At 58.0% G+C, this 13125-nt stretch carries 10 protein-coding genes and 1 pseudogene; 2 read left to right on the top strand and 9 right to left on the bottom strand.

The genetic code is table 11. The features are described from left to right. Positions 1-174: 174 nt before the first annotated feature. Entirely contained in the window at positions 175-486 is a 312-nt protein-coding gene (locus tag JZX89_RS15225) for a hypothetical protein (RefSeq protein ID WP_207134563.1), read from the bottom strand. A 112-nt stretch (positions 487-598) separates the two neighbouring features. Continuing rightward, positions 599-892 carry an I78 family peptidase inhibitor gene (locus JZX89_RS15220; protein WP_207134562.1) on the bottom strand — a complete coding sequence of 98 codons (294 nt, stop codon included), beginning with the start codon at positions 890-892 and terminating at the stop codon, positions 599-601. A gap of 128 nt (positions 893-1020) precedes the next feature. On the opposite strand from JZX89_RS15220, the pseudogene JZX89_RS15215 reads away from it, so the two are divergent. Continuing rightward, positions 1021-1155, top strand: a pseudogene (locus JZX89_RS15215) (transposase); the annotation flags it as partial. A gap of 711 nt (positions 1156-1866) precedes the next feature. Here the strand turns inward: JZX89_RS15215 and JZX89_RS15210 are convergent. From JZX89_RS15210 to JZX89_RS15180, 7 genes are all read right to left on the bottom strand, one after another. Next, complete coding sequence (locus JZX89_RS15210) at positions 1867-2985, bottom strand: ABC transporter ATP-binding protein (RefSeq protein ID WP_207134561.1); 1119 nt, start codon at positions 2983-2985, stop codon at positions 1867-1869. Continuing rightward, on the bottom strand, positions 2982-4934 hold the full coding sequence (locus JZX89_RS15205) for a glycoside hydrolase family 127 protein (RefSeq protein WP_207134560.1): 1953 nt from the start codon (positions 4932-4934) through the stop codon (positions 2982-2984). The genes JZX89_RS15210 and JZX89_RS15205 overlap by 4 nt, the downstream gene beginning before the upstream one ends. Positions 4935-4966: 32 nt before the next feature. Further along, complete coding sequence (locus JZX89_RS15200; protein WP_207134604.1) at positions 4967-5842, bottom strand: carbohydrate ABC transporter permease; 876 nt, start codon at positions 5840-5842, stop codon at positions 4967-4969. 2 nt (positions 5843-5844) lie between these two features. Continuing rightward, complete coding sequence (locus JZX89_RS15195; RefSeq protein WP_369809557.1) at positions 5845-6780, bottom strand: carbohydrate ABC transporter permease; 936 nt, start codon at positions 6778-6780, stop codon at positions 5845-5847. A 67-nt stretch (positions 6781-6847) separates the two neighbouring features. Beyond that, positions 6848-8098 carry an ABC transporter substrate-binding protein gene (locus JZX89_RS15190; RefSeq protein ID WP_207134559.1) on the bottom strand — a complete coding sequence of 417 codons (1251 nt, stop codon included), beginning with the start codon at positions 8096-8098 and terminating at the stop codon, positions 6848-6850. Positions 8099-8145: 47 nt separating this feature from the next. Continuing rightward, positions 8146-9219, bottom strand: coding sequence for a LacI family DNA-binding transcriptional regulator (locus tag JZX89_RS15185; RefSeq protein ID WP_207134558.1), 1074 nt, complete (start codon positions 9217-9219; stop codon positions 8146-8148). Between the two features lie 332 nt (positions 9220-9551). Beyond that, positions 9552-10568, bottom strand: coding sequence for a helix-turn-helix transcriptional regulator (locus JZX89_RS15180; RefSeq protein WP_207134557.1), 1017 nt, complete (start codon positions 10566-10568; stop codon positions 9552-9554). Positions 10569-10830: 262 nt separating this feature from the next. Here JZX89_RS15180 and JZX89_RS15175 point away from each other — a divergent pair, with 262 nt between their 5' ends. Then, positions 10831-13041, top strand: coding sequence for a TonB-dependent siderophore receptor (locus tag JZX89_RS15175; RefSeq protein WP_246746726.1), 2211 nt, complete (start codon positions 10831-10833; stop codon positions 13039-13041). Positions 13042-13125: the final 84 nt, after the last annotated feature.

The raw sequence follows: 13125 nt of genomic DNA, 5'->3' as shown, positions 1-13125 counted from the left end.
TAGCATGAGTGTGAACGCGGCAGAGTTCCATAAATAAGCGTTATCCCACGACGTATGGCTTTTCAGACACTTAAGCTATCTCACCAACCTGTCGGCGGTTCGATTCCATTCAAGGCGAAGCACAATCGAGCGACAGGTATTAAGTTACTGCTATTTATATAAAAAATGAAATTATCACATAAAGATCGGCCGGCGATACGCCCGACGTGCAAAAGGCCTACGGCCCCCGCTCCGCCCGGGCAACAAGCCGATGAACCTGTCGAACAGCGGTAAATCATAGCGACGGGGATTGGCCGTCATCTCGATCGGGGGAAGCATTCCCGGAAGTCCCCAGACCAGCCTCTCCGGCATCACCTTCGCGATCGTCTCATACCACCGCACCAGCGAGTTGTGCAGCCGAAGATGCAGGCCGAAATTCGGCCGCGGTCTGGCTGTGTCGCGATCCCGCTGCTGTTGGGCGAGCAGAGGATTGATCGTCTTGAACATGTAGCAATCGGCAAAACCAAGCCGGCGGTCACTAACAACTGCTCGTGTAAACTCTAGCTGGGAAAGCCAATCGGCCTCCTGTGTGAGTCTCCACAGAGTTTATAAAAAAGCCTTATCCGCAGGTTACCCCAACGACGCGGCCGGAGGTGGGATCGGTCTCCACGGTCACTCTGTTATCTCGGTAATCATGGGTAACGGGCTGGCCGGGTACGATTTGACGTACCAGGGTCGCACCAGTTCGCTCCTTGGCTTGCTCGTCTGTCGGCCTCGGTTTGCCAACAAGCGCCCGTGCCGCTACCGGATCGCACCGACCACTGGGCACTGCAGAGCCTGCGGAGCAAGCCACCAGGCCCGGGACGGTGGTGAGGAAAACCAGAATAGGCGTAACACGCAGAGCAGATTTCATTGACTTCGCCTCCTTCGATCGACGGCACATCGTGTCTTTGGATTGTCGTCAGCTTGTTTGTGCGGTGGAGTTATGTTGAAATCTTGATCATTCCCACCTCGGAAACGAGCTGGCACGACGGCCACCCCGAGAAGTTGATGGCACTGGAAGTTGGCGCTGCGACTGGTGCGGGCTACGGCGAGAAAAGCGCGCTTCGTGTTGCCCAGCGCAACGGCTATCGCGATCGAGATTGGGAAACGAGGGCGGGCACTGTTGAACTGCGTAAGCTACACCAAGTCCTGAGACACGATCTGCCATTCCGGGAATACGAAGAGCATCAGCATTTGAAGAGACTGTCGAGATCTCCGACAGTTTCATAGCCTCTTCCCTCAAGTTCCGTCAGTAACCACGGCCGCAAGGCCATATCCGTCAATTTCGTTGCCAGCACACTCTACTCCTTACGTGGCAAAGCCTACGCCGACTTTTAATCTTAACTATTGCTGTCACCAGTTGTCCTCAATCACAGCTGGTCCACAAACTAAACCTTCATTTACCTGGTAGATATGGAGGCTTGCTCGAACATGGTCGAACGACGATCTGGCAAGAAATTGGAACACGGAGGCACGCTTTGGAATCCGTCAGGATTCGCGCGACGATGTACGATGTGCCCGCCTCGTTGATAGAGGCACGGTGGTCACTGGATCACTGCCGCAATGGAGCGACCTTCATCCGAGATGATTTGTATATCTTGCGCCGAAGTCGCGAAGGCACCAATTCGGCCATTGATGCGGAACAGCGCTTGCTCTACTTACGCGTTCGCCGCACGGGAAGCGACGCGCCGATGCTCTTGCCGCACGGACTAGCCGTTCCCGAGGGCAGGCATTCTGTGCGCTCTGCGACGCACTGAATCTAATCAGCGTCGTCGACGGTTCTGATCCCATCAAGACCCTGGGCCCAAAAAAAATCACAGACCGTCTGTCCAACGCAACACGCCCTCAAGGTGCTCCCTCACGGATACGCTGGCCTGCGCTATCGAAATAGCGTGCATCTGCTGGATCGAATGTCACTGAAACCGTCTGCCCGACTTCGGACGCCGGGCCTCGACCGCCCTGGACGACTAAGGAAATACCGGGTTGAAGTTGCCCGTAGAGATAGGTCGCACCACCCAGGAATTCCGTAAAGTCGATGGTGAGCGTCAGTCCTTGCTCATTGTCGCGGGTCTGGCGCAGATGCTCCGGGCGTATGCCTAATTGCAGTTCGCCACTCACCGGCAGGCCGGCAGGCGCGGCGAATGGCAGGCGCTGGCCACCGATCACAATTGACCCGGCCTCGCAGCTCGCCGGCAGCACGTTCATCTTGGGGCTGCCGATGAAGCCGGCTACGAACAGGTTGTCGGGGTCGTTGTAAAGGTCGAACGGGGAGCCGATCTGTTCGATGCGACCAGCCCGGAGGACGACGATCTTGTCAGCCAGTGTCATGGCTTCGGTCTGGTCGTGCGTGACATAGATCATCGTGTTGCCGAGTTGCTTGTGGAGCCGGGCAATCTCGATACGCATGCCGACCCGCAATTCTGCATCGAGGTTGGACAGCGGTTCGTCGAACAGGAATACCTTCGGGTCGCGCACGATGGCCCGGCCGATGGCGACGCGCTGACGCTGGCCACCGGAGAGCTGGCCTGGACGGCGATCGAGTAGAGGGGAGAGATGCAGAATTTCGGCTGCCGCCTGCACCATGTCATCGACTTCCTTCTTCGGCCGATGCGCCATGCGCAAGCCGAATCCCATGTTCTGGGCGACGGTCATGTGCGGATAGAGTGCATAGGACTGGAACACCATGGCGATGCCGCGATCCGAGGGATCGGCATCGGTAACATCGCGCCCACCGATGAGGATATCGCCCCGGCTTGTCTCCTCAAGTCCGGCGATCAGCCGCAGCAGCGTAGACTTTCCACAGCCGGACGGTCCAACGAATACGACGAACTCGCCAGCCGCGATGGAAAGGTCGATGTCGTGAATGACATCGACTGCGCCGAAGCTCTTCGAAACGCCTTTCAGTTCAACGCCGCTCGTCTGCGCCGAGAGCGGCGATGTCACCCTTGTGTCTATCACAGTCATTGAGCGCCCTCCGTCCGGATCCAGACCAGCATCTCTCCCGCTGCGCGATTGTCCCACACATGATACGGCACCGCACGGATCTCTGTTTCCTCCCGGCGCGGCGTTTCCGTCGTGTAGAGTTGTCCGCCAGAGGTCACTTCCCGCAATCCGGTCGTTACAAGCGCCGGGATACCACCAAGCGCGGTGACGGGTTCGCAACGGAAGCTGCTTTTCGGCTGCAGCAACAGGGAGTTTAGGTCATCCCCATTGTCGACGCCCTCAAGGCAATAGACCAGCGGACCGCGCTGGAGGGTGACACGCCCCTGATCGATGCCTGCCTTCGGGTGTGCGTGAAGCCGCTGCACCGGCATATCGAGATGTAGCTCCACCACATCTCCAGACTGCCAGCGGCGGGACAGTCTCGCATATCCCTTCTGCTCAACAGCGGCACGGTCCACCGCCTCGCCGTTGACACGGATCGTCGCGCCCGGTGACCAGGCCGGTAGGCGCAGGGAAAGCGTGAACTCGGCCGGCTGCTGCGGCTCCAGTGTCAACCGGATTGCGCCATCCAGGGGGTAGGCGGTTTCCTGACGGATCCGAACAGCCGTTCCTGCCGTCTCCAGATCGGCAATGCCCTCGCAGTAAAGGTGCACGGCGATCTCGTCCTTAGCCTCGCCATACATGAAGGTCCCGACCGACGCCACCAGCCGGGCGATGTTCGGCGGGCAGCAGGGGCAGCGGTGCCAGGTCCAGCGATGATGCTTGCCGCGGCTTTCCAGAGGATTGTCATAGAAGAACTGGGTGCCGTCGATTGAGAGACCGACCAACGCGCCGTTGTAGAGCGCCCGCTCCATCACGTCGGCATATGTGCGATCGGCCCCCAGTCCCAGCATGCGGTTGGCCCAGAAGACCAGCGCCACGGCCGCGCATGTCTCTGCATAAGCAGTTTCGTTTGGCAGGTCATAATCGAAGGTCAGTCCCTCATTGTGGGCGGAAGGGCCGAACCCACCCGTGACATAGAGGTTCTTTTCCGTAAGGTTAGCCCAGATTGCCTCCAGCGCCGGTTTCAGACTGTCGTCACCAAACTCGGTCGAAACATCGGCCATCCCAGAATATAGATAAGCGGCACGCACGGCATGGCCGACCACATGGCGCTGTTCGCGCACCGGCACATGGCTCTGCGAGTACTCGTAGGTCGCAAAGTGATAGTCGGCCGGATCTCGGCCGCGCGCGCGGGCTTCCCGGTCGTAATAGTGCTCGCCATCAGGCCGTTGGCCACGCTCGTTGACGAAGAAGCGGGCAAGGTCGAGATAGCGTTGCTCGCCGGTGGCGCGACCGAGCTTGACGAGTGCAAGCTCGATTTCAGGATGTCCGCAATAGCCTGGTTGCTGGTCTTCTCCGGGGCCGAAGATCGTGGCGATATGATCGGCGTAGCGCGCCATGATATCCAGGAACTTGCGCTTGCCGGTGACATGATAATAAGCAACGGCGCCCTCCATCAGGTGGCCTGCGTCATAGAGCTCATGACAATCGCGCAGGTTTGTCCAGCGCTTGCCGGGCTCGATCCGCTGGTACCAGGAATTCAGGTAGCCATTCTCGTCCTGTAGTCGTCCATAGGCATCGACGATCTCGTCGATCCGAGCCTCGAGCGCGGCATCCGGCTTGTGTAGCAGCCCGTAGGCGGCCGCCTCGATGCTCTTGCCGAAATCGGAATCCCAGAACATCTGGGTGCTGACGGTATCGTTGCCCTGCTGGTAGGGAATGCGTAGCCCGGGGTTCGGCCGGTCCGGATCGACCTGGTCCAGCATGCCCGCTTCGATGCAGCGGTCGAGCAGGGTGTGGGCGGTGGCGGTGGCGATGGTTTCGATGCGGGGTCCGAAGAAGCCGCCGACGCGCACCTGATGGACGGCCGGTGGGCGAAATTTAGCATTCTGGCGGATCGTGTCGGCGGCAGAAGAAGGCATGCTCATGATGTGGGTCCTCTGTTGGATCGGTGGTGCGCCTACTTCACCGCGCCGGCCGTCAGGCCGCGGATGTAGTAGCGTTGGAGAGCGAGAAAGAGCAGCAGGCAGGGGATCATCATCACGGTGACGCCGGCCTGCACGGCACCCCAGTCGACGGAGCCGTAACGGCCAGAGCGGACGGCCGTGACGAGCACCGGAAGCGTATAACGGTCCTGGTCGGTCAACAGCACCAGCGCCGCCAGAAATTCGTTCCAGGCGTTGAGGAAGGCAAAAAGGCCAACAGAAACGACGGCCGGGAACACCAGCGGCCCCATGACATAGACCAGCGCCCGCAGTCCCTTCACGCCGTCGATGCGCGCCGCCTCCTCGATCTCTTTGGGCACCGCGTCGAAGGCATTGCGCATCATGAAGACGGAGAAGGGCAGTTGTAGCGTGACATAGATCAGGACAAGACCGCTCAGCGTATTCTGCAGCCCGAGCTTTGCGAGGATCAGGAACAGCGGCGTCAGGATGGATTGAAACGGCACCATGATTGTTGACAGAATGAGAACGAAGGCCACCGCCTTGAACGGAAAGCGGAAGCGTGAAAATCCGTAACCGGCAAAGACCGAGACTACGACGGTGAGAACTGCCGTAGCCACAGCGACGAAGAGGCTGTTGCCAGCGTAATGCAGAATGCCGGTGCCGAAATCTTCGAGTCGCCCGTAATTCCCGAAGCCAAGGCCCTGGATCGAGAGCAGTCCGTTTCCCGCCATCGCGGGCGGGCGGAAAGACGCTAGGAGCACGAGCGCAATCGGGGCCAGAAACAGCAGCGCGACAAGCAGACAGGTGACGTGAAACAACACCTTGTACAGTCGGGCATTGGCGCGTCTGCGTGCTGGTGCAGGCGTTGCTGAGGAAAGCGTGGCAGTCATCGTCATCGCGCGGCCTCCTTTTCACGCAGCAGTCGCAACTGGATCACGCTGAGCACCACCAGAATGGCAAGCAGGACCATTGACAACGCTGCACCATAACCGAGACGGAAGGACACAAAGGACTGGCTGAAAATCCAATACACCGCAGTGATCGTCTTGTTCTGCGGTCCGCCCGCGAGAATGATGTAAAATTGGTCAAAGGCGAGCATGGAGCCGGAAACGCAAAGAATAAGCGCAAGGGCAAAGGGACGGCGCACGAGCGGCAGCGTAATGAAGCGGAACCGCTGAAGCGCATTCGCGCCGTCGATCCGGGCGGCTTCCGTGAAGTCGGCCGGAATGGATTGCAGCCCGCTCATGAGGATGACCATGTAGAAGCCCGCCATCTTCCAGATCACCATTGCGGTGACCGACCAGAATGCGGGTGCGAAGGTGGCGAGAATGTTCAGGCGACCGTCCGTCAGTCCCAGCGCCTCGGCGAGCGGCGAAAAAAGTCCGCTATCGACATTTGACAACCAGCTCCACAACAGGCTTGCCGACGCGAAGCCGATCACCACGGGCAGAAAAAACGCGGTACGATAGAAGCCGGCGAAGGGGCGCGGTTTTTCAACCAAAAGGGCGAGCGCAAACCCCACCAACATGAGCCCGATCGTGGCCGCGATGGTGTAGCGGATGGTGAAGGCGAGCGCGTTCCAGAAATTGATGTCATTCCAGAGCGCCTTGTAGTTGGCAAAGCCGATCCAGCGTGGCAGGCCGATCAGCGGCCAGTTGTGCAGCGACATCCAGGCGGTCATGCCAAGAGGCACCAGGAAGAAGACGAGGACCAGTGCCAGTGCGGGGGCCACGTAGAGAAGTCCCATCCAGTCGCGACGCGGCTTGCGCATTGGGCGCAGAGAGGCATTGGGCGCGCCGCTTGACGTCGCCGTGGTGTTGACTGACATTGGTCTAGTCCTCCGCTGGTGTCCGGGAGGCGGAGCCTCGCGGCTCCGCCACTCAAGGTTTGAGCCCTCAGGGCGCGGTGTCGACGATCGATTGCATGGCGCTTTGCGCAGTCTGGATTGCCGGTTCGATCGCATCCGGTCCACCGAAGAAGGCCGTGTTCAGCATGGTGATCCAAGGGCCGTTGGCGGAGTTAATCAGATCGTTGAAGACCGTGGAATAGGGCGTCCGGCCCTTCGCCATCGCGTCGGCAGCAATCAGATAGCGTGAATCGAGACCCGCCAACGCCTCTTTGGCGATGTCGCTGCGGATCGGTAGTGAACCGTTGCGGGCAAGCAGCTTCTGGCCATCGAGCGAATAGGAAAACTCGAGGAACGCCTTCACCGCCTCCATCTTCTTCGTGCCCTTAGAGACGACGAAATTGTCGCCGCCCGCAAAGGAGGAGGATCCGCCATCCTTGCCGGGAAGGGGGGCGACGCCGTATTCGAGATCTGGGCTTTGTGAATTGAGCGCGCCGATGGCGAAGGAACCGGATGGCGTAATGCCGATCTTGCCGGTGGCGAAGGCGGAGAAGAAATTGGCGCCGGTGTCCGTCTGGGCGCCGGCGGGGATGAGCTTGTCCTTTGCCATGCCTTGATAGAAGGCGATCGCATCCCGCATCTGTGGCGTATCCAGCGTCACTTTGCGGCCATCAGCGGAGAAGATGTCGCCGCCCGACGCCCATATTAGCGGCGTGAAGGTGAAGATGTTGCAGCCGCCGCAGTTGCCGGAGAAATAGAAGCCTTTAATGTCTCCGCCGAGTGCATTGACCTTTTCCGCGTCAGCGCGGATTTCCGACCAGGTCGCTGGCCCCTTGTCCGGGTCGAGACCCGCCTGCTTGAACAGCTTCTTATTCCAGATGAGCACCGAACCGTCGGCAGAGAACGGTACGCCGTAGATGCGGTCGTTGTAGGTCCCGACGGACATATGCGCCTTCGACAGCGCGTCGAAATAGGGCAGCGACTTTACGAAATCGGTAAGGTCTTCCAATTGTCCTGCCGAGGCGAAGGCCGGTGTGTAGATCAGGTCGAGCGACAGGGCATCCGGTGCCGTTCCGCCTGCCGCTGCGATGGCGTATTTCTGCACTAGTTCATTGACCGGCACAATCTGCAGATCCGCGTGATGCTCCTTCTGGCTGTTGTTGAAGGCATCAACAAGCTTCGGCATGAAAGTAGAGCTGTCGGATCGCGTCCAGAGCGTGAACGTGTCCGCGCTGGCGGATAAAGGCAGCGCAAGTGCAGCTGCGACGAGGCCGCTGAGACCCAAAATCCATTTGTGCATTCCATTCCCCTCCCAATTTTGCACCCAGTTTCGAGTGCGGTTGAATTCTAGTCTGCCGACGGCGCCTCCGAGCCGCAGGATTTCCGCACCTTTAAACGACAGGGCAAGCGCCGCCGTCCGGCCTCCACCGGCTTGCCGTCGATAAGGTCCAGAAGCGTCAAGCCGGCCTGACGACCGAGTTCCTTCAGCGCCATGTCCACCGTGGTTAGCGGCGGACGCGTCGCCGTTGCAAAGATTTCCCAGTTGTCGAAGCCGACGACAGCGATGTCTTCCGGCACCCGGATCCCGGCAAGCGTCAGGGCGTCGATCAGGCCGCGGGCGATCTGGTCGTTGCCACAAAACACAGCATCGGGCCGCCCCGCTTTAAGATCGGCAATCAGTCGCTGTCCGCTTTCATAGCCGAAACCTTCCGACCACTCACCGGACAGCGCCGCTCCAAAGCAGGGGAGAGCTGCTTCGGAAAGCGCGCGCAGCCAGCCCTTTTCCCGCAGGCCGACGGCACCGAAGCTGCGCGGACCCGTCACATGGGCAATGCGCTTGCGACCGAGGCTGACGAGATGAGCGACGGCCGCATGGGCACCTCCCTCATCGTCCGGCACGAAACCGATCGCGCCTGACGGAGAGGCGGCGTTGACGTAGACGACAGGCATGTGGACAGCCGGGAGGTCGACCGGCAGCACCCGGTCGATGCGCTTTCCGGAAACGACCAGCCCGTCGACGCGCTTGTCCTCCATCGCGTCCAAATTGCGCCGCACACGCTCCGGGTCGTCGTCAATGGCGCACAGGAAGACCGAAACCCCGCGATCGGCCATAGCGGCCGACAGGCCTGCGGCGATCGGCAAGGTAAAGCGGCCATATGTGTCGTTGGTGAGAAGACCAAGGGTAAATGAGCGCTGGTGGACCAGCGCACGCGCCATTGCATTCGGCCGAAATCCCAGTTTTTGTGCAATGCCCTGGATGCGCTCGCGCGTTTCAAATGTCATGCGCCCGCGCTCGTTCAACGCCTTCGAGGCCGTCGATACCGAAACGCCTGCGGCAAGAGCAACGTCTTTGATCGTCGTGCGCTGAGCGATCTGCGATCGATCTATTGTTTCGGTATTCACGACGTCACCATTAACCATGCCTACCCCCGGATCACCATCGTCGCTAATTGAGAAAACGTTTTCTCATTAAAGAGAAACCGATTTCTCACATTGTGTCAATAGGCCATATGATATCTATTATTTATCTTGATACTCACAGGTTGAAAGCGTGCCACACCGAAGGATTGAGGCTTTGCCCGGGCACAGCAGAGAAATTTTTCGGGACGCCTCGTGCGAACACGCGTGTCTATCCCCGCAGGAATTCGATCCAAGTTTTTATTTCAGGTAGATCCGCCCAGACTAGGTGGTTTTTTGGACTTCGTTCATCCGAGAAGCATGTCGCCAGTTCGAATTCCTTCAAGGCGGTAGACTCAGGTTCGACTTTTTCTGACGAGATCTTTCGGCGTAAAACCGAATCGGCGCTTGAACGCCGTAGAGAAATTGGCAGGCTCGCTGTACCCGGCGATTATGCTGGCTTCCGAGACATTCACTTCGCCCGTCGTCAAGAGTCCGTACGCACGGTCAAGGCGAAGATATCGGATGTAGCCAAAGACGCTCTTCTGCTCTGATTGCTTGAACAACCGCTGCAAGACACTGGCACTTGTACCTGCCTGGCGCGCAATTTCATCGACGGTCAAGTCTTCCGTCATTCGTACGGCAATAAGATCTTTCGCCCTCGTAAGCCTGATCAAATCCCGTCGCGACAACACTGCCGAAGTGTTGCTCCGGAGGTCAACACGCATCGTTGCGGAGATCGTTTCGGAGACAATATCGACCGCTCGGCCCTCCAGAAAAAGATTGTGCAAACTCGGTACCAGGGGAGATGGTGCAAAAATCGATGAGATTGCGTCAGTCAGTCTGGATGAAAGACCCCACTGATGAGCTGCCAGGTTATCGCTTAATAAACGTGCAGCCATCGTGGCATTGCACAGTTCCTGCAGACCTTCGACGTTCAGCCACTCCGTCGTCGCCGAAATCACGAGATGTCGAAGTCGCTGCGAGTCGGCGGTAGATCGCTTAAAGGGCTGGTCTTCGACATTCATTATCGCGGTGCCCTGATGTGATTGCGAACCTCTGAACGTAAAGGGTTGGTCACCAATTTTGATGTCTGCCGCGCCTTCCAGGAAGAATATGCAGGACAGGCCCTCCTGGACACTGGATGTGGCTGTGAACGGGCGCTTCTCGATCGCATCACTGACGTGGATGGAAAGACCTTTCCGAAGTTCCTGATGAAGAAAATTGCCGCTGATCAGCGTGTCTTCAAGAGACAGTCTGTCGTCAGGGCTTTCAAGGCCAAAGCCCGTGCCTTGCATCAGATCTTGCACGCGAATTTCACGACTAGGGAACGAGTTTGGTTGTCTTGGTGACAATACGGGGCCGAGATCCATCGAAACTCCTTCGCAATACTCGTGAATGTGTCAAATTCCCCGATCTTCATCAGTCTAACGGAATGACAAAGGTTTTCGACGCGTGCGCACAAGTTGCGGCGTTGAGCCGAGGTTAGATATTGCCTATGAATAAGTTAACTTGACAGGTCAAGTCAAGTTTGCGGCAATGGCGGGGCAAACTATCGTGACACATCCAGGCATCACTTTTCCATCTTCCAGAAAATCCCGAACGAGCATTGTTCTGCCGAGATTACGATACCTTTTGGCCACCACGATTGTTGCGGGGCTCCCGTTCTCCATGGCAACGGGAGCGATGTCTCAGGATATTTCTCGCACCGCTCGTGTAGAAAACGAGACAGCTTCAGGTGCCTCGGGTGCAACTGTCCTGCAGACTATCGTTGTTAGCGGGTCAGACAGTCGACCGCGTGGTCCGGAAGGCGGTATCGTCGCCAAGGTCAGTCGTAGTGCCTCAAAGACGGACACCACCCTGTTGGAGACCCCGCAAGCCGTCAGCATTGTCACGCGTCAGCAGATGGATCTGCAAAGCGCAAACACCGTCCCGGAGGGATTGCGTTACACACCCGGCGTTCTTTCCGATCCTAACGGTTACGACATCCGCTACGACTGGCTCTCTGTCCGAGGCTTTGACACCTACGGCACGATCTGGCTGGACGGACTGGTTCTGCCGGGCGATGCAACAAACTACGCGACGCCGAGCGTCAACCCCTTCGCCCTGGAACGCGTCGAGGTGCTCAAGGGTCCTGCATCCGTACTTTACGGGCGCGCCATACCAGGCGGGCTCGTCAACGAAGTGAGTAAGCGACCTCAAACAACGCCTCGAAGCGAGATATCGATCGGGACCTCATCGTTTGGTGGCGTGCAGACATCCTTTGATTTTACGGGACCTCTCGGGGAAGGCTCTGACTGGAGCTACCGCCTGCTAGGCCAAGCAAGGAACTTGCACACCCAGATTGATCATGAACGAGATCGCCAGGGAATGCTTGCTCCGAGCCTGACCTGGTCTCCCTCCGATGCGACCTCACTAACGCTGTACGGCTATTATCAGAAAGATAAGCCGATCTTCAGTCCGCGCTTCTATCCGGCTGTTGGGACTTTACTGCCAAACCCGCTTGGGCAAATCCCACGCGACATTTTCCTCGGCGACCCTGATACCGGCTCATTCGAGCGCGACTTCTTCGCTCTGGGCTATGAGTTTTCACAGGAGATCAACGAGACGTTCACCATCCGTCAGAACCTTCGTTACGGCAAATCTGACCAGGACATGTTCCTGGTGCTCGTCAATCCGGCCTTCGCATACCAGCCCGATGGTCACACTTTGAACAGGGCAACGGCGATATCTGATGACTGGGTATCCAGCTTCAATGTCGACACCCAACTCGAGGCGAAGTTTGAAACCGGTGTGTTGGATCATACGACATTGTTCGGCGTGGATTATCTGAAAGCAAAATCCAGCACGAACTTTGGCAATACCGGCCCCGGTGCCGTTGTCCCCCCGCTGGATTATTTAAACCCAGTATACGGAGGAGGAGGGTTCCCGGTGCCATCGTTTCAGCGCTCAGGGCTGCAGAGCCAGGAACAAACAGGATTCTACGTTCAGGATCAGATCAAATATGACCGCTGGGTCGGCACTTTTGGCCTGCGCTATGATCTCTCGGATGTCGAAAGTAGAAACCGGATGACCGCTAATCCATCCGTTTCGACGCGCGACAGGGAACTGACGGGGCGAGCGGGCCTGACTTATCTCTTCGATAATGGCTTGGCTCCCTATGTAAGCTATTCGACGTCGTTTTTGCCAACCCTTGGGACGGATGCTGCCGGGAAGCCGTTCGATGCCCAGACCGCTGATCAGTTTGAAGTTGGTGTGAAATATGAGCCACCAGGCGGCTCCGGTTTGGTGACCGTGTCACTCTTCAACTTAACTTTGGATAACGCGCTGACACCAGACCCCAATGATGTCTTCCTCTCTGTGCAAGGCGGCAAGCAGAGAGTGCGTGGTATGGAGATCGAGGGCAAATATGAGTTGACGCCGGAATTTGATCTCCTTGCATCCTATGCCTACTCCGATTCCGAAGTCGTCCGGTCCAACAATGCAGTGGAACTTGGCCGAGAGGTCCTTAACCTGCCCGAACATCAGGGCAGTTTGTGGTTGAATTATCATCCGAGCACGATCGAAGGTCTCTCACTGACGGCCGGTGTTCGGGCGCTTTCATCATATCAAACCGACACAACCTATCTTGCGGACCTCCGCATCCCCGGCCGCGCACTTGTCGATGTCGGCGCTCAGTTCGATTTTGGTGCTGTGAAACCGGAATTTAGAGGAACCACCCTCAGGCTGAATGTGACCAATCTCTTCGATGAGACCTACGTTTCTCATTGCCGCAACATCACTGGTGGTAGCTGCAATTACGGGGCAGGACGGGCCGTGACGGCAACGCTGAAATACACGTGGTGAGTATTAGATCGCGGATGCGCACAGCGTTGGTATATCTCGGGATGCTATTAATTCCGGCCCTTGCATCGTGGCTTGCCAAAACAG

The sequence above is a fragment of the Agrobacterium burrii genome, from assembly GCF_017313405.1.
Lineage (GTDB): Bacteria > Pseudomonadota > Alphaproteobacteria > Rhizobiales > Rhizobiaceae > Agrobacterium > Agrobacterium burrii.
This window is presented reverse-complemented; position numbering and strand designations above follow the sequence as displayed.